The 21,666-nt window shown below is 63.9% G+C and carries 21 protein-coding genes; 13 read left to right on the top strand and 8 right to left on the bottom strand.

The window, feature by feature from the left end; all coding sequences use genetic code 11:
• Positions 1–107 precede the first annotated feature (107 nt).
• Both ACIPZ8_RS18350 and ACIPZ8_RS18345 read left to right on the top strand, forming a co-directional pair.
• On the top strand, positions 108–527 hold the full coding sequence (locus ACIPZ8_RS18350) for a polyribonucleotide nucleotidyltransferase (protein WP_400725914.1): 420 nt from the start codon (positions 108–110) through the stop codon (positions 525–527).
• Positions 528–552: 25 nt separating this feature from the next.
• On the top strand, positions 553–1,422 hold the full coding sequence (locus ACIPZ8_RS18345) for a cation diffusion facilitator family transporter (protein WP_400725912.1): 870 nt from the start codon (positions 553–555) through the stop codon (positions 1,420–1,422).
• A 1-nt stretch (position 1,423) separates the two neighbouring features.
• Here the strand turns inward: ACIPZ8_RS18345 and ACIPZ8_RS18340 are convergent, their stop codons facing one another.
• The gene (locus ACIPZ8_RS18340; protein WP_400725909.1) at positions 1,424–2,254 is read right to left on the bottom strand and encodes a DUF6515 family protein; all 831 of its coding nucleotides are present in this window, start codon (positions 2,252–2,254) and stop codon (positions 1,424–1,426) included.
• A gap of 391 nt (positions 2,255–2,645) precedes the next feature.
• Between ACIPZ8_RS18340 and ACIPZ8_RS18335 the strand changes: the two genes are divergently transcribed.
• A complete protein-coding gene (locus ACIPZ8_RS18335) occupies positions 2,646–3,122 on the top strand; it encodes an Lrp/AsnC family transcriptional regulator (RefSeq protein WP_003249795.1) in 477 nt (158 codons plus the stop codon).
• A 52-nt stretch (positions 3,123–3,174) separates the two neighbouring features.
• Entirely contained in the window at positions 3,175–3,378 is a 204-nt protein-coding gene (locus ACIPZ8_RS18330) for a DUF2788 domain-containing protein (RefSeq protein ID WP_027917747.1), read from the top strand.
• Positions 3,379–3,382: 4 nt separating this feature from the next.
• On the opposite strand, the gene ACIPZ8_RS18325 is transcribed toward ACIPZ8_RS18330, so the two are convergent.
• The 4 genes from ACIPZ8_RS18325 to ACIPZ8_RS18310 form a co-directional block, all read right to left on the bottom strand.
• Positions 3,383–4,018: a pseudouridine synthase gene (locus tag ACIPZ8_RS18325; RefSeq protein ID WP_400725906.1), complete on the bottom strand. Its 636-nt coding sequence runs from the start codon at positions 4,016–4,018 to the stop codon at positions 3,383–3,385.
• 6 nt (positions 4,019–4,024) lie between these two features.
• Positions 4,025–5,488: an AMP nucleosidase gene (amn, locus tag ACIPZ8_RS18320; protein WP_400725903.1), complete on the bottom strand. Its 1,464-nt coding sequence runs from the start codon at positions 5,486–5,488 to the stop codon at positions 4,025–4,027.
• A gap of 84 nt (positions 5,489–5,572) precedes the next feature.
• Entirely contained in the window at positions 5,573–7,225 is a 1,653-nt protein-coding gene (locus ACIPZ8_RS18315; protein WP_400725900.1) for an acyl-CoA dehydrogenase family protein, read from the bottom strand.
• A gap of 175 nt (positions 7,226–7,400) precedes the next feature.
• Positions 7,401–9,392, bottom strand: coding sequence for a 7TM diverse intracellular signaling domain-containing protein (locus ACIPZ8_RS18310; protein ID WP_400725898.1), 1,992 nt, complete (start codon positions 9,390–9,392; stop codon positions 7,401–7,403).
• A gap of 265 nt (positions 9,393–9,657) precedes the next feature.
• On the opposite strand from ACIPZ8_RS18310, the gene ACIPZ8_RS18305 reads away from it, so the two are divergent.
• From ACIPZ8_RS18305 to ACIPZ8_RS18290, 4 genes are all read left to right on the top strand, one after another.
• Positions 9,658–10,455: a hydroxymethylpyrimidine/phosphomethylpyrimidine kinase gene (locus ACIPZ8_RS18305; protein WP_400726165.1), complete on the top strand. Its 798-nt coding sequence runs from the start codon at positions 9,658–9,660 to the stop codon at positions 10,453–10,455.
• 13 nt (positions 10,456–10,468) lie between these two features.
• Positions 10,469–11,092 carry a thiamine phosphate synthase gene (gene thiE / locus ACIPZ8_RS18300; RefSeq protein WP_159408760.1) on the top strand — a complete coding sequence of 208 codons (624 nt, stop codon included), beginning with the start codon at positions 10,469–10,471 and terminating at the stop codon, positions 11,090–11,092.
• A gap of 17 nt (positions 11,093–11,109) precedes the next feature.
• Positions 11,110–12,393, top strand: a complete 1,284-nt coding sequence (hemL, locus tag ACIPZ8_RS18295) for a glutamate-1-semialdehyde 2,1-aminomutase (protein ID WP_103448849.1) — start codon at positions 11,110–11,112, stop codon at positions 12,391–12,393.
• Between the two features lie 199 nt (positions 12,394–12,592).
• The gene (locus tag ACIPZ8_RS18290; protein WP_152956212.1) at positions 12,593–13,138 is read left to right on the top strand and encodes a tetratricopeptide repeat protein; all 546 of its coding nucleotides are present in this window, start codon (positions 12,593–12,595) and stop codon (positions 13,136–13,138) included.
• A gap of 3 nt (positions 13,139–13,141) precedes the next feature.
• Here ACIPZ8_RS18290 and ACIPZ8_RS18285 read toward each other — a convergent pair whose 3' ends face one another.
• On the bottom strand, positions 13,142–13,468 hold the full coding sequence (locus ACIPZ8_RS18285) for a DUF1820 family protein (protein ID WP_400725893.1): 327 nt from the start codon (positions 13,466–13,468) through the stop codon (positions 13,142–13,144).
• 174 nt (positions 13,469–13,642) lie between these two features.
• Between ACIPZ8_RS18285 and ACIPZ8_RS18280 the strand changes: the two genes are divergently transcribed.
• From ACIPZ8_RS18280 to lnt, 4 genes are read left to right on the top strand one after another with little or no spacing between them, the layout of a single operon-like run.
• Positions 13,643–14,641 carry a PhoH family protein gene (locus ACIPZ8_RS18280; RefSeq protein WP_400725891.1) on the top strand — a complete coding sequence of 333 codons (999 nt, stop codon included), beginning with the start codon at positions 13,643–13,645 and terminating at the stop codon, positions 14,639–14,641.
• The gene (gene ybeY, locus ACIPZ8_RS18275) at positions 14,634–15,107 is read left to right on the top strand and encodes an rRNA maturation RNase YbeY (protein ID WP_400725888.1); all 474 of its coding nucleotides are present in this window, start codon (positions 14,634–14,636) and stop codon (positions 15,105–15,107) included. Before ACIPZ8_RS18280 ends, ybeY begins: the two co-directional genes overlap by 8 nt.
• 25 nt (positions 15,108–15,132) lie before the next feature.
• Positions 15,133–15,972 (top strand): HlyC/CorC family transporter, encoded by an 840-nt coding sequence (locus ACIPZ8_RS18270; RefSeq protein WP_027917759.1) that lies wholly within the window; start codon positions 15,133–15,135, stop codon positions 15,970–15,972.
• An 8-nt stretch (positions 15,973–15,980) separates the two neighbouring features.
• Positions 15,981–17,498, top strand: a complete 1,518-nt coding sequence (gene lnt / locus ACIPZ8_RS18265; protein WP_400725886.1) for an apolipoprotein N-acyltransferase — start codon at positions 15,981–15,983, stop codon at positions 17,496–17,498.
• Between the two features lie 64 nt (positions 17,499–17,562).
• Here lnt and ACIPZ8_RS18260 read toward each other — a convergent pair whose 3' ends face one another.
• Both ACIPZ8_RS18260 and ACIPZ8_RS18255 read right to left on the bottom strand, forming a co-directional pair.
• Positions 17,563–18,324 (bottom strand): YdcF family protein, encoded by a 762-nt coding sequence (locus tag ACIPZ8_RS18260; protein ID WP_400725884.1) that lies wholly within the window; start codon positions 18,322–18,324, stop codon positions 17,563–17,565.
• 131 nt (positions 18,325–18,455) lie between these two features.
• A complete protein-coding gene (locus ACIPZ8_RS18255) occupies positions 18,456–18,770 on the bottom strand; it encodes a hypothetical protein (protein WP_400725882.1) in 315 nt (104 codons plus the stop codon).
• A 229-nt stretch (positions 18,771–18,999) separates the two neighbouring features.
• Between ACIPZ8_RS18255 and leuS the strand changes: the two genes are divergently transcribed.
• Positions 19,000–21,606: a leucine--tRNA ligase gene (gene leuS / locus ACIPZ8_RS18250; protein WP_400725880.1), complete on the top strand. Its 2,607-nt coding sequence runs from the start codon at positions 19,000–19,002 to the stop codon at positions 21,604–21,606.
• Positions 21,607–21,666 lie beyond the last annotated feature (60 nt).

Below are 21,666 nucleotides of genomic sequence, written 5' to 3'. Positions count from 1 at the left end.
CGAACAGTCTGGCGAGTATAACGGCGAACCCAGCCTGCTCTATCATGGTCTTAGCTTCAGGTGCTGGCGCTTCGCTTGCCCTGCTGAATACTTTTTCGGAGATTTACATGCGCATCCCATCCCGCGTCATTGGTGGCGCCCTGATCGTCACCCTGCTGACCCAGCTGACGGCCTGCGGCACCATCTTGTATCCCGAGCGCCGTGGCCAGATCGGCGGCAAGATCGACCCCGTGGTAGCCGCAATGGACGCCATCGGCATCCTGTTCTACGTGATCCCGGGCCTGATCGCCTTTGGTATCGACTTCGCCACGGGTGCCATCTACTACAAGGGCGGGCGCACGGCCCAGGTCGATCCGGCAAAACTGCGTGACGCCGTCAGCCCGGATGGCAAGGTCGACAACCTCAAGCTGCAGGCCATTCTCGAAAGCGAACTGGGCCAGCGCCTGCCGCTGGATGACCCGCGACTGATCCAGCACCGCGGTAGCGTCGAACAGCTGGCGGCCTTGGGCCTGGTACCTGCGGCCTGATTTTCACAAGGACATCACCCTGAGCATGATTACCCCTGCTGAACACCAGCGCCTGCTGCGCCTGGCCACCCGCGCATCACTGGCGGTGGCCAGCATTCTGGTCGTGAGCAAGGCTGTCGCCTGGTGGCTGAGTGGCTCGGTCAGCTTGCTGGCCGGGCTGACCGACTCGGCACTGGACGCCGTCGCCTCGTTCCTCAACCTGCTTGCCGTGCATTACGCCCTGCGCCCGGCCGATGACGACCACCGTTTCGGCCACGGCAAGGCCGAGGCGCTGGCGGGCATGGCCCAGGCACTGTTCATCGGGGTGAGCGCGGTGTTGATCGGGGTGCAGGCTGTCGAGCGCCTGCAAGCCCCCGAACCGCTGGGTGACACGGCCATCGGCATCGCCGTGATGCTGCTGTCGCTGGCACTGACCGTGGCCTTGCTGGCATTGCAGCGCAAGGTCATTCGCCTGACCGGCTCCACTGCGGTGCGCGCCGACTCGCTGCATTACCGCTCTGACCTGCTGCTCAACGGCAGCATCCTGCTCGCCCTGCTGCTGGCACGCTTCGGCTGGCCGCAGCTGGATGCGCTGTTCGGTCTCGGCATCGCGTTCTACATTCTCTGGAGTGCACTGCAGATTGCCCGCGAAAGTACGGCGATCCTGATGGACAAGGAATTGCCCGGCGACATTGGCGAAGGGATGGTCGAACTGGTCCTGGGCATTCACGGTGTGAAAGGTGTCCACGACCTGCGTACGCGGGTGTCAGGCAACCAGTGGTTCGTGCAACTGCACCTGGAACTGCCGGGGCAGCTGCCACTGAATGAGGCCCACGACCTGTGCGTGGAGGCTTCGGCAGTCATCCGCCAGCGTTATCCACAGGCGGATGTGATGGTGCATGCCGACCCGGTGTGAATCAGTTGACGCTGTAGCCGCGGCCACTGAAGCAGGCACTCAGCGCCCGTCGGTAGTTGCTCGCCACTTCGACAGGTGGCGCATAGGGTGCCGTTGCCGGGTCGAAGCCTGACTGGCTCACCGCCCAGCGGTGACACTGGTAGCGGTCCTGGTCCTGCTGCTCCTGCCCTTGGCCATACATCGGGTAGGCAATCACGTCGTAGCTGTTGCTGGCCGGGGCTGCCGCCGGCAAAGGTGCCGGGGCCATGGCGGGCGGGTTGACCACGACATACTCCTGGCTGTCGGCCAGGTACTGGTAGTAGGTGTCGGCCACCAGGAAAAACAGCGCGCCACCCAGCCAGACTTCCCGTGCATAGGACGGCAGGTAGTTGACCCGCACGCCATAGGGCGGGGTCACTACCACATAGCCGCCACCGTGCGGGCGGTACCAGTAACCACCGGAGTAGAAATAGTCATTGCCGCGGTACGGCACCTTCCAGTAACGGTCCGGGAAATGATCGATGGCGTGGCCCGGGCGATACTGCGGCCCGGGGCCCCAGCCATTGCCGTGGCCATCCGGGCGGCCTTGCCAGTCGCCGCCGGGCCGTTGCCCTGGGCCGCCGGCTTGCCAGTGACGGTTGTCGCCGTTATGCCGGGAGATATCCTGGTAATAGCCCTGCCGCGCGGGCTGGGTCTGCTGCACTTCGTCACGCGAGTTGAGTGAACGGCCGGGGCTACCCTCGTTGCCATGCCCCTCTCCGTGCCCCTCGCCCGGCCCTTCTGCCATGGCCCCGAGGCTGATGCTCAAACCCAGCAAACCAACACCTGCCAACTGCCAGATGCGCGACTTCATGTTCTTCCTCACGGTGTAGAAAACGGCATGCTGCCAGTCTACCGCGCCGACACCACAGGCAGATGAAATCGCAGCCATGAAAAAAGGGAGGCCATTGGCCTCCCTTTGAGAATTGTCGTCCGTGCTCGGCACTTGTGGCGCCGGCTCACCTCACAGCGTCTTCTGGAAGCTGTGTAGCCCGGGGGCCTGCAGATCCTGTTGGATGGCTGGCCGCGACCGCCCGCCTAGGGCGCGTCGCCGTGGACTGATGTCCGGGCAGTGATTCTGTAGGTAAAGATACGGGAGAGGCTGCGGCAGAGGATTGCGAAGATTGCTCAGATAAATAGCACTTGCGCAATTTTTAACCCTGGATCGATAATTCACCGCAATCCGAACAGAAAAGGCCTTTTCCATGAGCAAACTTGACCGCTACGACCTGAGCATCCTCGCCGAATTGCAGCGCGACGCGCGCATCTCCAACCAGGAGCTGGCCGAACGCATCGGCCTGTCGCCATCGCCATGCTCGCGTCGGGTCAAGCAACTGGAAGACGACGGCTACATCTCGCGCCAGGTCGCCCTGCTCGACCGCAAGAAGCTCGGCCTGAGCCTGACCGCCTACGTGCTGATCGGCATGGACCGGCACACCCCGGAGCGCTTCGAAACGTTCGAAGCGGCCATTCGCAACCTGCCGCAGGTGCTCGAATGCAGCCTGGTCACCGGTATGGATGCCGACTACCAGCTCAAGGTGGTGGTGCCGGACATGGACCACTATCAGAAACTGCTGCTAGGCAGCCTGACCCGTATCGAAGGCGTGACCAGCGTGCGTTCGAGCTTCGTGCTCAACCAGGTACTGGCAAGCACCGAGCTGCCATTGACCCACCTGCGCTAAACCCCCGCTCGCCCGCGTATAATCGCAAGCTCAGCCTGCCTGGAGAACACAGATGGATCCCGCCGTATTCGAAGAATGGATGATGATCGTGCTGGTCACCGTACTGATCGGCTTCATGGGTTTCATCGTCTGGGACCTGGCGAAAAAGTCCAAGGCCGGGCGCTTTGGCACGATGATCCTGTTCTTCGTGCTCGGGCTGGGGGTGTTGGCCTTCATCATCAAGAGCGTGGTAGTGGCGTTTCTCGAAGGGGTCTAGGCCGTTAACGCGTGAGCTTCGGGGCCACTTCGCGCCAGCACCCTTGCTCCAGCCCATCCAGCGCCCAGTCGCCGATCCGCACCCGCACCAGGCGCAAGGTCGGCAAGCCCACTGCGGCAGTCATCCGCCGCACCTGGCGATTACGCCCCTCGCGAATCACCAGCTCCAGCCAGCTGGTCGGCACGCTCTTGCGAAACCGTACCGGCGGATTGCGTGGCCATAGTTCGGGTTCGTCCAGGCGCCGGGCCTCGGCGGGCAAGGTCGGGCCATCATTCAGTTCCACGCCATTGCGCAAACGCTGGATCTGCTCGTCGCTCGGTTCGCCTTCCACTTGCACCCAGTAGGTCTTGGGCAACTTGTGCTTCGGATCGGCAATGCGCGCCTGCAGCCCGCCATCGTTGGTCAGCAGCAACAAGCCTTCACTGTCTCGGTCGAGCCGCCCGGCCGGGTAGATGCCCGGGATGTCGATGAAATCCTTGAGGGTCGCGCGCCCTTCGCCGTCGCTGAACTGGGTCAGCACGTCGAATGGCTTGTTGAACAGGATCAGGCGTGGCTCGGCCGGTGGCGCCTTGGCCTGGCGACGGGGGCCGACAGGCCGCGCCTGGGGGCGGCGCGGCTTGGAACGGGGTGGCAGTGGCATGGATCCTCAGCGGAACGGCGGCTCATCGAAGCTGCGCAGTTTACGCGAGTGCAACGAATTGAGCTCGGTGCGCAGCAGGTCGAGGGCGGCGATGCCGATCTTCAGGTGCTGGCTGACCGCACGGTTGTAGAAGGCGTTGGCCGAACCCGGCAGCTTGATTTCGCTGTGCAGCGGCTTGTCGGAAACACACAGCAAGGTGCCGTACGGCACCCGCAGGCGATAACCCTGGGCAGCGATGGTGCCGCTTTCCATGTCCACCGCCACGGCACGCGACAGGTTGATCAACGGTCGCTCCTGGGCCCAGCGCAGTTCCCAGTTGCGGTCGTCGTAGGTCAGCACGGTACCGGTACGCAGGCGCTTCTTCAGTTCTTCGCCACGCTCGCCGGTCACCTGTGCTGCGGCCTCCTGCAGCGCCAGCTGTACCTCGGCCAGGGCCGGAATCGGAATGTTCGGCGGCACCACACGGTCGAGAATGCCATCGCGGCGCATGTAGGCGTGGGCCAGGACATAATCGCCGATGGTCTGCGACTGACGCAGGCCACCACAGTGACCGATCATCAGCCAGCAGTGCGGGCGCAGCACCGCCAGGTGGTCGGTGATGTTCTTGGCGTTGGACGGGCCGACGCCGATGTTGACCAGAGTCACGCCATCACCGTCGCCAGCGATCAGGTGGTAAGCCGGCATCTGATAGCGGTGCCAGACCACACTGGCCACCAGGGCCTGGGTTTCGCCATGGTCCATGCCCTTTTCGATCACCACGTTGCCCGGCAGCACCATGCGCACGAAGCGCGGGTCTGCGCGTAGCTGCTCGAGGCCGTGGCTGATGAACTGGTCGACGTAACGGTGGTAGTTGGTCAACAGGATCCACGGCTGTACGTGGCGCCAGTCGCTGCCGGTGTAGTGCACCAGGCGGCGCAGCGAGAAGTCCACGCGGGCGGCATCGAACAGCGCCAGCGGCAGGGTTTCGGCATTGCCCCAGTCGCACAGGCCATCGGCGATGTTGTCGGTGGCTGCCGACAGGTCGGTGCTGGGGAACACCCGCGCCAGTTCCGCGGCGGTGATGCCGCTGCCGGCCAGCTCATCGCCCTGGTCGACCACATAGGGGTACGGGATGTTCTGTTCGCTGACGCCGACTTCCACGGTCACCGTGTAGTCATGCATCAACGGGCGCAGCTGCTCCAGCAGGTAACCCCGGAATGCCGCCGGCTGGGTAACGGTGACGCTGTAGGTGCCCGCCACCTGGACCTTGGCATAGGCGCGGGTAGTGGCGGCCACTTCGCCGTGGCTGTAGTAGGTCAGGCGCAGTGCCGGGTAGCGGTACAAGGCGCGCTCGTCTGCACCCGGCTCGGTACGGTCCTTGAGGTAACGCTTGAGGGCCTGGCTCAGGGCCCCGGTGGCCTGTTCATGCAAGGCCGCCAGACGATCGACGGCCTGTTCGGGGGTATCAACGACTACAAAAGCTTGGCTCACACTGGGCTTCCTGTCTGGACATGCATGTCAGCCATCTTGCCTGCCTTTGTTGCCAAATACATCCCCGGTGGTCAGCCGCCGTCTTCAAGCTGGCCAGGCCGGTGTCGCCCGCGCCACCAGAGCCTCGACATCGATGCCACGCGGCAATGCGCCATACACCCGCCCGCCGCCGGTCAAACGGCTACCGATGAACGCATCGCTGACCACGGCATTGCCCGCCTCCAGCAGCAGTTTGGCCTGCAGTGCCAAGGCAATGTCCTCGGTCAACTGCCGAGCCCGGTACTGGATATCGCTGGTATCGGCAAACGCCCCCTTGAGGTTGCCGATATGGGCGGCCAGGCGCGGGTCGCCATGCCCATCGCCCAGCTCGGCGAACAGTGCATCGAGCACGCCGGGTTCCTTGGACAGCGCGCGCAACACGTCCAGGCATTGCACGTTGCCGGAACCTTCCCAGGTCGAGTTGACCGGCGCTTCGCGATACAGCCGCGGCAGGATGCTGTCTTCGACATAACCGGCACCGCCCAGGCACTCGGCGGCCTCGTTGATCATGGCCGGCGCCCGCTTGCAGATCCAATACTTGCCCACCGCCGTGACCAGCCGTGCGAAGTGCGCCTGCTGCGGATCGTCGGGCTGCTCCAGGGCTTGCCCCATGCGCAGGCTCAGGGCCAGAGCGGCCTCGCTTTCCAGGGCCAGGTCGGCCAGCACGTTCTGCATCAGGGGCTGTTCGCTCAACACCCGGCCGCCGACCTTGCGATGGGCGCAATGGTGTGCCGCCTGGGTCAGCGCCTGGCGCATCAGCGCACTGGAGCCGACCATGCAATCGAAGCGGGTCATGGCAACCATCTCGATGATGGTCGGCACGCCACGCCCCTCTTCGCCCACCATCCACGCCAGGGCACCGCGAAACTCGACTTCGCTGGAGGCATTGGAGCTGTTGCCCAGCTTGTTCTTCAGGCGCTGGATGTAGAACTGGTTGCGGCTGTCATCAGGCCGGTGGCGCGGCAGCAGGAAACAGCTCAGGCCCTTGTCGGTCTGCGCCAGGGTCAGGAAGGCGTCGCACATCGGTGCCGAACAGAACCACTTGTGCCCGACCAGTTCGTAGGCCTGCCCCGGGCCGGGGCTGCCGACCGGGTATGCGCGGGTGGTATTGGCGCGCACGTCGGTGCCACCCTGTTTCTCGGTCATGGCCATGCCAAGGGTCACGCCGGCCTTGTGGCGGTCACCGACATTGCGCGGGTCGTATTCGCGGGCAAGGATCTTCGGTAGCCAGTATTCGGCCAGCTCGGGCTGCAACCGCAATGCAGGGACGGCAGCGAAGGTCATGGTGAGCGGGCAACCGGTACCGGCTTCGGCCTGGCTGTGCAGGTAGGTCATCGATGCCCGCGCCACATGGGCACCGGGGCGAGGCTCGGCCCAGGGCAACGATGGCAGGCCGTGCTCGACCGCGGTGCGCATCAGCTCGTGATAGGCGGGGTGGAACTCGACCAGGTCGATGCGATGGCCGTAGCGGTCATGGCTGCTGAATTCCGGCTTGTGCGCATTGGCCAGGAAGCCTGCGGCCATCAGCGGCCCACCGGCGAGGGCACCGTAGGCGTCGATCCGCGCTTCGGCCCAACCGGCCCCGAAACGCCGTGACCACTCCTGCAGCGGCAGGTCGAGGCGGTACAGGTTGGCACCGTCGAGTGACGGCGGTTGGTTGGTGACTTCGTGGGTTTCAGCGTACTGGTGCAGGTTCATCGGGAGCTCCTGGATCCGGGCATGCCTGAAAGGCCCAGTGAAGCACTCCCTGCGGGTCAGTCAAAGTGACGATAATGACTAAACAGGTGGCAGGCGGGTTCATGCGGGGATCGGGTGAGGGCCACCAGGGGCTTGCCACAAGATCTCACAGGCGCCAAACCTCTCAAGGCATACCCTAAAAACGCGTAGCCCCCGAAACCACCCTCCCCGGCGGCATCTGCACCTGGGCAATAGCCACATTCAAGGTCAACTCGAAGCGGCTCCCCAATCCTCGCGTCGACTCATGGGACAGCTTGGCGTCGAGCAGTTCGGCCATGTGCCGACAGATCGACAAGCCAATACCGAGCCCGCCATAGCGCCGGGTCATCGAGCCATCGACCTGGAAGAAACGCTGATAGAGGATCGCCTGGTCCAGGTCATCGAAACCGATGCCGCTGTCACTGATGGTGAAGGTCAACGCCAGGCTGTCGGGCCCAAGGCGGCGACCGCGCACCTGCACCATCACCCCTCCGTGATGCGTGAACTTCAGGCCGTTGTCCACCAGGCAGCCCAGGCAGCGAGCGACTTTCTGCGCATCGCCGAGCAATTCGTCCGGCAGCTCGGCGGGGATGTCCAGGCTCAGGTACAACCCCTTGCCCAAAGCCGTTCCGGCATAACCGGCACGCAGCTCCTGCAGCGTGCGCCGCAGGCTGAACGGCAGCGCTTGCGGGCGCACGCGGCCGGCCTGCAGCTCGGTCAAGGTGAGAATGTCGTCAACCATGGCCATCATGTCCTGAGCCGAGCCGACCGCCGTGCGGTGGTACTGGGCCATCTCGGCAGTCATGGGCAGTGTGTGCATCAACTCCAGCGAGCCGATCACGCCATTCATCGGTGTGCGCAGTTCGTGGGTAACGGTGGCGAGGAACTCGTCCTTCAGGTGATTACTCCTGGCCAGTTGCTGGTTCATCTGCTCCAACGCCTCACCGGTATCACGCAGGGTCTTCGCCTGCTGCTCGCGCATGCTGTTGATGCGGTCGGCCAGCGCCAGCGACAGCAACGCCACTTCCAGCGCCGACCCCAGCTGGCTGGAATACATGGTGATGAACAGGTTGGGCAGGTAACCCAGCACCATCAGGGTATTGACCAGCCCACCCAGCAGGAACGCCGTCCAGGCAATGATGAACCAGCGCGCCACACGCAGACCGCGTACCCAGGCATACAAGCCGGCGGCGAAGATACTCACGGTAAACAGCAGTGCCAGCACCGTGGCCATGCGCAAGGCGATGCCGTAGCGCATGCTCACCGACAACACCATCACCAGCACGCCCCCGAGCATCAACAGCTGCAGCAGACGGTCGAAGCTGCGGCTGATTTTGCCCAACTGCAGGAAGTGACGCGCGAACTGGCAACCGAACAGGCCAGCAGCGCCGATGAACAGAGGCGTCGCGGCGTTGGCCCACCACGGGCTGTCCGGCCAGAAGTAGGCAACCCCTGCCCCATTGACCGACACCTGATAAAAGCCGAACGAGGCAATGTAAAGGATGTAGTAGAGGTAACTGACGTCTCGCACGCTGAAGTAGATGAACAGGTTGTACACCGCCATCACCAGCAGCACGCCGTAGATCATGCCCAGCACATAGAGGCGGGTCGGCTGGTCCTCCATGTAGGCTTCGGCTGACCACAACGCCAGCGGTGCCTGCAGCGAACCCTGACTGTGCAGGCGCAGGTAGGCGGTGGTCGACTGCCCGGGCTGCAGTGGCAGTTCGAACAGGTAATTGTTCTGGCGGATCTGCCGGCTGTCGTAGGGCAAGGCGTCGCCGGTACGCTGGGCCAGTCGGAACTTGCCATCACTGCCCGGCAAGTACAGCTCGATATGGTCCATGGGTGGGTAGGCCAGTTCCAGCAACCACTGGCGCGGCAGCGTATCGGCAGCGGCGACGTAGTGGAGGTCGACCTTGAGCCAGAACACCGAAGTCGAATAGCCGGCATTCAGCACGTCCTGGGAGTGCGTGCGGAAACGGCTGGCGAAAATGGGCGCGCTGACCTGGGCAATGCTGGCGCTGCCATCACGGTCCTCGTAGACCTGCATGACTTTGCCCAATGGAAGGTGCCGGGTCGCCTCGTCGAATTCGACGGCTCCGGCCAGCACGGGCAGCAAGCCCAGAAGCACAATCAGCAAATAGCGCATACAGCCCCAGCATGGCCTGTCCGGTCGCGTCGCGATGGCCTCCGATCCTTTTGAGACGACGAAATCCGGCAGAGCCCGTTTGTCGAGTTATCCGAGCACTCTAGCATAGCTTTCAACGCTGGCCACGGGCCACTCCAATTTTCAATGAAATGGCTCTAGAACAATGCTTACAGAGACAACACACAGGCAAATCTGACCAATCGATCAGCAAATCTCGTTTGTAGGACGATCCGCACAAATGGGTTTGGTGGTAAGCTCGCCGACCATGAATACCTACAGCTCCCGCCCTGTTGTCCTCTGTCTCTCCGGCCACGACCCAAGTGGCGGCGCCGGCTTGCAGGCAGATATCGAAGCCCTGATCGCCCAAGGCTGTCACGCCGCACCTACCGTGACCGCCCTGACCGTGCAGGATACCGTCAACGTTTCCGACTTCCGCGTGCTCGACCGCGAGTGGGTCCTGGCCCAGGCCAATGCCGTGCTGGCCGACTCCACGGTCGCCGCCGTCAAGCTGGGCATGCTCGGCTCGATCGACATGGTCGACACCGTCGCCGAACTGCTCAGTGCCCACCCGCACCTGCCGCTGGTCTGCGACCCGGTGCTGCGTGCCGGTGGCGGTGGCCGCCTGGGCAAGGACGAAGTCGGCTATGCCCTGCGCGAACGCCTGCTGCCGCTGGCGACCATCGCCACGCCGAACCTGCCAGAAGCGCGTATCCTGGCCGAACTGCCTGAAGGCACTGCCGACGAGTGTGCCGAAAAACTGTTGCCGTACATTAAACACCTGCTGATTACCGGTGGTCACGGCGACGAGGACGAAATCCACAATCGCCTGTACAGCCGCGACGGCCAGAGCCATACCTGGACCTGCCAGCGTCTGCCGGGCAGCTACCACGGTTCGGGCTGCACCCTGGCCAGCGCCCTGGCCGGCCGCCTGGCCCTTGGCGAGCAACTGCAAAGCGCGGTGAAAAGCGCCCTGGACTACACCTGGCGCACCCTGCGCGACGCCGAGCAGTTGGGCAAGGGCCAGTTCGTCCCACGCCGCCTGCCCCTGGATTTCTGCTCCTGATACGAGGCTTTCAATGAAGCTACGCGGTCTGTACGCAATCACCGACAGCCAGCTGCTCGCCGGCCGTTTCCTGTCCCACGTCGAAGCCGCGCTGGAAGGCGGTGTGTGTCTGCTGCAGTACCGCGACAAGAGCGACGATGCCGCCCGCCGCCTGCGCGAGGCCGAAGCGCTGATGAAGCTCTGCGAGCGCTACGGCACCCAGCTGATCATCAACGACGACGCCGAACTGGCCGCACGCCTGGGCGTCGGCGTGCATCTGGGCCAGACCGACGGCCCGCTGACACCGGCTCGCGCCCTGCTCGGCCGCCAGGCAATCATCGGCTCCACCTGCCACGCCAGCCTTGAGCTGGCCGCCCAGGCTGCCAGCGAAGGTGCCAGCTACGTGGCCTTCGGCCGCTTTTTCAATTCCGTCACCAAGCCCGGTGCGCCGGCTGCCAACGTCGATCTGCTGGAGCAGGCCCGTGCCCAGGTGAAGCTGCCGATCGCCGTGATCGGCGGCATCACCCTCGACAACGCCGCCCCGCTGATCGCCCATGGCGCTGATCTGCTGGCGGTGATCCACGGCTTGTTCGGTGCCGACAGCGCGCAGGAAGTCACCCGCCGCGCCCGCGCCTTCAACGCCCTGTTCGCTTCCTGATTTCGAGAGAAGATCCCATGTCCCGTTCCGAAGCCCTGTTCGCCCAAGCCCAGAAGCACATCCCTGGCGGCGTCAACTCGCCGGTCCGCGCTTTCAAGAGCGTCGGCGGCACCCCACTGTTCTTCAAGCATGCCGAAGGCGCCTACGTCGTCGACGAAGATGACAAGCGCTACGTCGACTATGTTGGCTCGTGGGGCCCGATGATCCTCGGCCACGGCCACCCGGACGTGCTCGATGCAGTCCGCCGCCAGCTGGAACACGGCCTGTCCTACGGCGCACCCACCGCGATGGAAACCGAGATGGCCGACCTGGTCTGCTCGCTGGTGCCGTCGATGGAAATGGTGCGCATGGTCAGCTCGGGCACCGAAGCGACCATGAGTGCCATCCGTCTGGCCCGCGGCTACACCGGCCGTGATGCCATCATCAAGTTCGAAGGCTGCTACCACGGCCACTCCGACAGCCTGCTGGTCAAGGCCGGTTCCGGCCTGCTGACCCAGGGCGTGCCGAGCTCGGCAGGCGTACCGGCGGACTTCGCCAAGCACACCCTGACCCTGCCGTTCAACGACATCGCTGCGGTCGAGAAGACCCTCGCCGAAGTCGGCCAGACCGTGGCCTGCATCATCGTCGAACCGGTCGCTGGCAACATGAACTGCGTGCCGCCGGCGCCTGGCTTCCTCGAAGGCCTGCGCGAGCAGTGCGACAAGCACGGTGTGGTACTGATCTTCGACGAAGTGATGACCGGTTTCCGCGTCTCGCTCGGCGGCGCCCAGGGTTACTACGGGATCAAGCCGGACCTGTCGACCTTCGGCAAGATCGTCGGCGGTGGTATGCCGGTCGGCTGCTTCGGTGGCAAGCGCGAAATCATGGGTTGCATCGCCCCGCTGGGCCCGGTCTACCAGGCCGGCACGCTGTCGGGCAACCCGTTGGCCATGGCCGCTGGCCTGACCACCCTGAAGCTGATCAGCCGCCCAGGCTTCCATGACGAACTGACCGCCTTCACCAGCCGCATGCTCGATGGCCTGCAGCAGCGTGCCGATGCCGCGGGCGTGCCGTTCGTCACCACCCAGGCGGGTGCCATGTTCGGCCTGTACTTCAGTGGCGCCGACGACATCGTCACCTTCGACGACGTGATGGCCAGCGATGCCGAACGCTTCAAGCGCTTCTTCCACCTGATGCTCGACGGTGGCGTGTACCTGGCGCCGAGTGCGTTCGAGGCGGGCTTCACGTCGATCGCTCACGGTGAAAAAGAGCTGCAGATCACCCTGGATGCAGCTGAGCGGGCATTCGCTGCGTTGAAATAATGCGGTAACTGTGCCGGCCTCTTCGCGGGCAAGCCCGCTCCCATAGAGGCCGGCACAGGCAATAGATCCCCCTGCACAATCAGTTATCTTCCCCACCCGGACAGAAATTCGCGTAAAACTTTGTAAGGTTGGCGCTGCTTATCCCATAATGTGCCACCAGAGACATTGGCCGCAGCTTTGCAGAGGTAAGTCGATCCCCATGAACCGCACCGGCCGCGCCCTGACCTTGGGCTGCCTGTTGCTTCTTCAGCCCCTGCTGGCCTTGGCGGAGGGCGGTAACTCGTTGCTGATTCCGGCAACGGGGCGCTGCACGCTCAATGTTCAGCCAGAAGACCTGCAGAACGCGCTGAAAGCCTGCGAGGAAACAGCGGCGACCGGGGACGCCCAGGCACAGTTCGAGCTGGGCGAGTACTACTACACGCTGACGCCGAAAAACCTGAAAAAGGCGTTGGACTGGTTCGAGAAGGCCTCGCTGCAAGGCCACGCCGAAGCCCAGTACCGCCTTGGCGCCATGTTCTTCCATGGCGAAGGGGTCAAGGCCAACAACGTGCAGGCCTATATCCTGCTGAAGATGGCCGCGGTCAACGGCGCCGAGGATGCGCTGGACATGGCTGACGAAGTGACCGAGCAAATGCCGCGCGACGAACTGGAGCACGCCACCCAGGTGCTCGGCCAGATCTTCCGCAAATACCTGCTGGAGCTGCAGAACGCCGAAGGTCGCACGCCGTTCTCGCCACTCCCCTGATCCTTACTTCTCCGGCATCGGCATGGGGAACGGCATCACGTTGCCGCTGGCCCTGGCCTCGCTGATCTTGGCCGTGCCCAGGCGCTCCACCTCGTCGATGCGCACGATCGAGTGCATTGGCACGAAACTGCGGACCACCCCTTCGAACTGGTTCTTGAGCTTCTCTTCGCTCGGGTCGACCACCACCTGGGTACGTTCGCCGAAAACGAACTCCTCGATTTCCAGAAAGCCCCACAGGTCGCTCTGGTAGATCTGCTTGGCATACATCTCGAAGACCTGCCCCTGATTGAGGAAGATCACTTTATAGATGGCGGGTTCGCGTTTGCTCATGTTCGGCGGGATAACACATGCGTAAGAAAAGGCGCGCATCATAGCAGAGCGGGCCCAGGCCCGCGCAGGTACACGGCCTGTACCAACCCTTGATCGTTTCAGTGCTTTCGCCACTGCCCTTCAAGGGTTATTCTTGAGTTCACATTCATTGCCGTCGAGCGGCTAAAAACGACCTTGAACGCACCCATACAACCCCATCGTTTCATCCTCGAACCTTTCGAGGCCCACCGTTTCGCCAACTTGTGCGGCCAGTTCGACGAGCACCTGCGCCTGATCGAACAACGCCTGGCCATTGAAATCCGCAACCGCGGCAATCAATTCGAGCTGATCGGCGAACCCAAGACCACGTCTGCTGCCGAGCAGCTGCTGCGCCGTCTCTACCGCGAGACCAAGGCGAATGACCTGTCGCCGGAAACCGTGCACCTGTACCTGCAGGAGTCGACGGTGGAGAACATCGACAACCCGGCGGTCAACGAGGTCAGCGTCTCGCTGCGCACGCGCAAGGGCAATATCCGCCCGCGCGGTGTCAACCAGCAGCGCTACGTCAAGGAAATCCTGGGTAACGACATCAACTTCGGCATCGGCCCGGCCGGTACTGGCAAGACTTACCTTGCCGTGGCCTGCGCCGTCGACGCCCTGGAGCGCGAGCAGGTGCGCCGCATCCTGCTGGTGCGCCCGGCAGTCGAGGCGGGCGAAAAGCTCGGCTTCCTGCCTGGCGACCTGGCCCAGAAGATCGACCCGTACCTGCGTCCGCTGTACGACGCGCTGTACGAAATGCTCGGCTTCGAGCACGTGGCCAAGCTGATCGAGCGCCAGGTGATCGAGATCGCCCCGCTGGCCTACATGCGCGGCCGCACCCTGAACAACAGCTTCATCATCCTCGACGAAAGCCAGAACACCACGCTCGAACAGATGAAGATGTTCCTCACCCGTATCGGCTTCGGCTCGACCGCGGTGATCACTGGCGACATCACCCAGGTCGACCTGCCTCGCGGCACCAAGTCGGGCCTGGCCCATGTCATCGAGGTGCTCAGGGACGTACCGGGGATCAGTTTCACCCACTTCCAACCCAAAGATGTGGTTCGTCACCCACTGGTGCAGCGTATCGTCGAGGCCTATGACCGCTTCGAAGCGCGCCAGGCCAAGCCCGAGGCGCCCGGCAAAGATGCTTGAACTCGACCTGCAACGGGCCACGGATGCTGCCGCCCCGGATGACGCCGCCTTCCGCCGCTGGTGCGAACTGGCCTTGCGCCAGCGCACGGCCGATTCGGAAATGACCATTCGTCTGGTCGACGAAACCGAAGGCCGCGAACTCAACCACACCTATCGGCACAAGGACTACGCGACCAATGTGCTGTCGTTCCCGGCCGACGTGCCCGATGACCTGCTCGATATCCCGCTGCTGGGCGACCTGGTGATCTGCGTGCCGGTGGTCGAGCGCGAGGCGGCGGAACAGGGCAAGTCGCTGGAAGCGCACTGGGCTCACCTGGTCATCCACGGTTGCCTGCACCTGCTTGGCTACGACCACATCGAAGACGATGAGGCCGAGGAAATGGAAGCACTGGAACGGGAATTGCTGGCAGAACTGGGTCACCCCGACCCGTACGCCGACGATGAAAACGAACCTCTCACACACTGATACACGAAGGATCACGAGAACCGCCATGAGCGAAGATCGATCGAGCAACGGGCAGAAGTCCTGGCTGGGTAAACTGACCCAGGCTTTTGCCCATGAGCCGAAAAACCGCCAGGAGCTCCTCGAGCTGCTGCGCGAAGCCCATCAGAACAAGCTGCTCGACAGCGAAGCGCTGACCATCGTCGAAGGCGCCATCCAGGTCGCCGACCTGCAGGTTCGCGACATCATGGTCCCGCGTTCGCAGATGATCAGCATCAAGGCGACCCAATCGCCGCGCGAGTTCCTGCCGGCCGTCATCGACGCCGCCCACTCGCGCTACCCGGTGATCGGCGAAAGCCATGACGATGTGCTCGGGATCCTGCTGGCCAAGGACCTGCTGCCGCTGATCCTCAAGGAGAACGGCGACAGCTTCAACATCAAGGACCTGCTGCGCCCGGCTACCTTCGTGCCGGAGTCCAAGCGCCTGAACGTGCTGCTGCGCGAGTTCCGCGCCAACCACAACCACATGGCCATCGTCATCGACGAGTACGGTGGCGTGGCGGGCCTGGTGACCATCGAAGACGTGCTGGAACAGATCGTCGGCGACATCGAGGATGAGCACGACGTCGAGGAAGACAGCTACATCAAACCGCTGCCCAGCGGCGACTTCCTGGTCAAGGCGCTGACCCCGATCGACAACTTCAACGAGTTCTTCGACAGCGAGTTCTCGGACGATGAGTTCGACACCGTCGGCGGCCTGGTGATGAGCGCCTTCGGGCACCTGCCCAAGCGCAACGAGACCACCGAGATCGGCGCCTACAAGTTCCGTATTCTCAATGCCGACAGCCGGCGGATACACTTGCTGCGCCTGACCCCGATCACCCGCTAAGGACAAACATGCGTTGGATCACCCGCCCCGGCTGGCCCGGTAACCTGCTGGCCCTGGCGGCCGGCGCATCGACCCTCCTGGCCCTGGCGCCGTTCGACATCTGGCCGCTGGCCCTGCTGTCCATCGCCCTGCTCTACCTTGGCCTGCGCGAGCTCAGCCCGCGCCAGGCCATGTGGCGCGGCTGGTGGTTCGGCTTCGGCCTCTACGGCGCAGGCACCTGGTGGATCTACGTCAGCATGAATACCTACGGCGGCGCCTCGCCGCTGCTGGCGATCGTGTTGCTGCTGGCGTTCTTCGCCGCCCTCGCCTGGTTCTTCGCCCTCCCCACCTGGCTGTGGGCGCGCTGGTTCAGGCGTAACGAGGCGCCCCTGGCTGACGCCCTGTGCTTCGCCGCCCTGTGGCTGCTGCAGGAGGCCTTCCGTGGCTGGTTCCTGACCGGCTTCCCTTGGCTGTATGCCGGTTACAGCCAGCTCGATGGCCCACTGGCGGGCCTTGCGCCGTTGGGTGGCGTGTGGCTGATTTCCTTCGTCCTGGCGCTGAGCGCCGCATTGCTGTGCAACCTGCACCGCTTGCGCGAACGCCCGTCGTTCCTGGCCATCGGTGCAGTACTGCTGCTGGCGCCGTGGGTGATCGGCATGGCCCTCAAGGACCACGCCTGGACCAAGCCAGCCGGCGACCCACTGAAGGTTGCAGCCCTGCAGGGCAACGTCGAGCAAGACCTGAAATGGGACCCGGCGCACATCGACGCACAGCTGGCGCTGTACCGTGACATGAGCTTCAGCTCCAGGCCGGTAGACCTGCTGGTGTGGCCGGAAACCGCCGTGCCGGTGCTCAAGGACCAGGCCCAGGGCTACATCGATGTGATGGGGCGCTTTGCTGCCGACCGGCATTCGGCGCTGATCACCGGCGTGCCGGTGCGTGAAGTGGTGCATCACCAGCGCCGCTATTACAACGGCGTCACCGTGACCGGCGAAGGCGACGGTACCTACCTCAAGCAGAAACTGGTGCCGTTTGGCGAGTATGTGCCGTTGCAGGACATGCTGCGTGGCGCGATCGAGTTCTTCAACCTGCCGATGTCGGACTTTGCCCGCGGCCCCGCGGACCAGCCACTGCTGCAGGCCAAGGGCTACCAGATTGCGCCGTTCATCTGCTACGAAGTGGTCTACCCCGAGTTCGCTGCAGGCCTGGCCGCACGCAGCGACCTGCTGCTGACCATCAGCAACGACACCTGGTTCGGCACCTCGATCGGCCCGCTGCAGCACCTGCAGATGGCGCAGATGCGTGCACTGGAGGCCGGCCGCTGGATGATCCGCGCCACCAACAACGGCGTGACCGCACTGATCGACCCGTTTGGCAGGATCACCGCAGAAGTGCCGCAGTTCCAGCGGGCGGTGCTGTATGGCGAAGTGGTGCCGATGCAGCAGCTGACGCCTTACCTGCAGTGGCGGTCGTGGCCGCTGGCCATTCTGTGTGTGCTATTGCTGGGGTGGGCGCTGCTGGCGGGCCGTATAGCCAAGACTGTTTAAGTCTTCATGCACCGGCCTCTTCGCGGGTTTACCCGCGAAGAGGCCGGCACAAGCGACACAAGGTTCAGTAGAACAACCGATACCCCAGCAACCCCACCGCCTCATTGAGCAACTGCCCGCTCTGCCACATGGCCCGGCTCTCCGGCAGCAACCCACCAAACGGCCGTGCATGATCGCGCCCCAGGAACCCCACCGGCGCCGGCACCACCTCGAACCCGGCCCGCTCGAAGCTCCAGCGCGAGCGCTGCATGTGCCACGCCTGGGTCACCACCACCACCCGGCGTACACCCAATGGCTGCAACACCTTGGCGCTCAACTGGGCGTTCTCCCAGGTGGTGCGGCTGGCTTCTTCCTTCCATTTCACCTCAACGGCGAAATCTTCGCGCAGGCGATCCGCCATCAACTGTGCTTCGCTAGGCGGCGTACCGTAGTGCAAGCCACCGCTGGTCAGCACTGGTAGCCCCGAGGCTTTCGCCAGCCGAGCAGCAAAACGCATGCGCTCAAGGGCCGTGACCGTAGGCTGGTCAGTTCCCCCCCAGGCCGGGTCCCCGCGTTCGCGCCCTGCGCCAAGCACGACGATGGCGTCCGCCCTGCTCGCCAGTCCGGCCCAATCCCCTGTCGACAGCGGCGGTTCGGTCTCAAGCAGGCGGGCAGACTCCTGCACCACCAGCGGCAAGCTCATCAGCCACAGGCCTCCCAGCCCCACGGCAAAACACAACGCCGCCAGCCGCGGCCGCCGCCTGCGCAACCACCACGCCGCGAGCAGCAGCAGGAACAGGACGCCAGGCGGCATCAGCCATTGCTTGACGAAGAAACGGATCGGCATCGACACACCTCCATGGAAGGCGTGCAGCCTATAGAGGATCGACGCCGGTCAACAAGTCCGGGCCGGCGTCGATCGAAGGAAGTGTGTTGAAGAACCGGCGCGCGATAGCCTGCGCCTGGCGTCCTGAACGGCTAGCGATGCGGCAGCGTCCTGGATCTCGCCGAGTTGGCGGGGCGTTTCTTGTCCTTGAGCCAGATAATCTTGGCCGTTGCCGGTTCCGCTTGCGGGAAACTACCGGCGCAGGCATTGCGGCGTTCCGGGAGGGACTCCAGGTAGGCCTTGATCACTTCGAACTCTGCATGGCTCAAGCCACGCAACTCCAGCTCGGCTGGCATCTCGTCGCGTAATCTCACCGAGGTCCTGGCGACTTCCAGTGCCAGGCCAAGACGGTCGATCAGGCGTTCGTAAAGCTCCGGTTTGATTGCGGGTAGCTGCGTCTCTCCCATCCGTTCACCTCATTGAAGATAAAGAATATCTCCCCCCACACCTGAGCTTAGCGTTGCTGCAAAAAGCAGCCGGATGCCGCGACCAGCGGGCATTCGCAATCAAGGTTTCCCACGATGCGCGGCGCTGCTGTATGCTACGGCGTTCACTCTAAAACGACACCGGAGTGCCGGACGCAGCGAGGTTCCGCTGCCTGGAACAAGGTCTCTTCTCTCTCAGCAAAAAGTAGCCATGCACGAACAATACACGCCCCGTGATATCGAAGCCGCCGCCCAGAACTTCTGGGACGAGCAACAATCGTTCGCTGTTACCGAACAGCCAGGCAAGGACACCTACTACTGCCTGTCGATGTTCCCGTACCCGAGCGGCAAGCTACACATGGGCCACGTGCGCAACTACACCATCGGTGACGTGATTGCCCGCTACCAGCGCATGCTGGGCAAGAATGTCCTGCAACCGATGGGCTGGGACGCCTTCGGCATGCCGGCAGAAAACGCGGCGATGAAGAACAACGTCGCCCCGGCCAAGTGGACGTACGAAAACATCGACTACATGAAGACCCAGCTCAAGAGCCTGGGCCTGGCCATCGACTGGGCACGTGAAGTCACCACCTGCAAGCCGGACTACTACCGCTGGGAACAGTGGCTGTTCACCCGCCTGTTCGAAAAAGGCATCATCTACCGCAAGAACGGCACCGTGAACTGGGACCCGGCCGACCAGACCGTACTGGCCAACGAGCAGGTCATCGACGGCCGTGGCTGGCGTTCGGGCGCGCTGATCGAGAAGCGCGAAATCCCGATGTACTACTTCCGCATCACCGATTACGCCGACGAGCTGCTGGAAAGCCTCGACGAGTTGCCGGGCTGGCCTGAGCAGGTCAAGACCATGCAGCGCAACTGGATCGGCAAGTCGCGCGGCATGGAAGTGCAGTTCCCGTTCGACCAGGCCAGCATTGGCCACGAAGGCACCTTGAAGGTCTTCACCACCCGTCCGGACACCCTGATGGGCGCCACCTACGTCGCCGTTGCCGCCGAGCACCCGCTGGCTACCCAGGCCGCCCAGGGCAACCCGGCGCTGCAGGCGTTCATCGACGAATGCAAGAGCGGCAGCGTCGCCGAGGCCGACATGGCCACCCAGGAGAAGAAGGGCATGCCCACTTCCCTGTTCGTCGAGCACCCGCTGACCGGCGAGAAGCTGCCGGTGTGGGTCGCCAACTACGTGCTGATGCACTACGGCGATGGCGCCGTGATGGCTGTACCGGCCCACGACGAGCGCGACTTCGAGTTCGCCCACAAGTACAACCTGCCGGTCAAGGCCGTGGTGCGCACCAGCGCGGGCGATGACGTCGGCAGCGAGTGGCTGGCGGCCTATGGCGAGCATGGCCAGCTGATCAACTCCGCCGAGTTCGACGGCCTGGACTTCGCTGGCGCCTTCGACGCCATCGAAGCGGCCCTGATCCGCAAGGAGCTGGGCAAATCGCGTACCCAGTTCCGCCTGCGCGACTGGGGTATCAGCCGCCAGCGCTACTGGGGCTGCCCGATCCCGATCATCCACTGCCCATCCTGTGGCGACGTGCCGGTGCCGGAAGACCAGCTGCCAGTCACCCTGCCGGAAAACGTGGTGCCGGACGGCGCCGGTTCGCCGCTGGCTCGCATGCCTGAGTTCTATGAATGCAGCTGCCCGAAATGCGGCAGCGCGGCCAAGCGCGAAACCGACACCATGGACACCTTCGTCGAGTCGTCCTGGTACTTCGCCCGTTACGCTTCGCCGAACTACGAAGGTGGCATGGTCGACCCGAAAGCGGCCAACCACTGGCTGCCGGTCGATCAGTACATCGGTGGTATCGAGCACGCGATCCTGCACCTGCTGTACGCGCGCTTCTTCCACAAGCTGATGCGTGACGAGGGCCTGGTCACCTCCAACGAGCCGTTCAAGAACCTGCTGACCCAGGGCATGGTGGTCGCCGAGACCTACTACCGCGTCGCCAGCAACGGCGGCAAGGACTGGTTCAACCCGGCCGACGTCGAAATCGAGCGCGATGCCAAGGCCAAGATCATCGGCGCCCGCCTGAAAACCGACGGTTTGCCGGTGGAAATCGGCGGCACCGAGAAGATGTCGAAGTCGAAGAACAACGGCGTCGACCCGCAATCGATGATCGACCAGTACGGTGCCGACACCTGCCGCCTGTTCATGATGTTCGCCTCGCCGCCTGACGCGAGCCTGGAGTGGTCCGACTCCGGCGTCGAAGGTGCCAGCCGCTTCCTGCGCCGCGTCTGGCGCCTGGCCCAGGCTCACGTGGCCCAGGGCCTGCCGGGCAAGCTGGACGTCGCTGCCCTGGACGACGCACAGAAAGTCATCCGCCGCGCCATCCACGCTGCGATCAAGCAGGCCAGCACCGACGTGGGCCAGTTCCACAAGTTCAACACCGCCATCGCCCAGGTGATGACCGTGATGAACGTGCTGGAAAAGGCCCCGCAGGCCACCGAACAGGACCGTGCCCTGCTGCAGGAAGGCCTGGAGGCCGTGACCCTGCTGCTGGCGCCGATCACCCCGCACATCTCCCACGAGCTGTGGAAGCAGCTGGGCCACGACCAGGCCGTCATCGACGCTGGCTGGCCAGCCGTCGACGAGAGCGCCCTGGTACAGGACAGCATCACCCTGGTGGTGCAGGTCAACGGCAAGCTGCGCGGCCAGGTGGAAATGCCGGCCGCCGCCAGCCGCGAGGAAGTCGAAGCCGCTGCCCGCAGCAACGAAAACGTCCTGCGCTTCATCGATGGCCTGACCATCCGCAAGGTCATCGTGGTACCGGGCAAACTGGTCAACATCGTCGCCAACTGATGGCAACGCCCACCTGCACCCCGTGCGGGTGGGCGGTATCGGCCCACAAGGGAGCAACAA

The organism is Pseudomonas sp. NPDC089422 (assembly GCF_044749405.1).
Taxonomy (GTDB): Bacteria; Pseudomonadota; Gammaproteobacteria; order Pseudomonadales; family Pseudomonadaceae; genus Aquipseudomonas.
The sequence above is the reverse complement of the archived record's forward strand: the minus strand, read 5'-3'. Positions and strand labels throughout refer to the sequence as shown.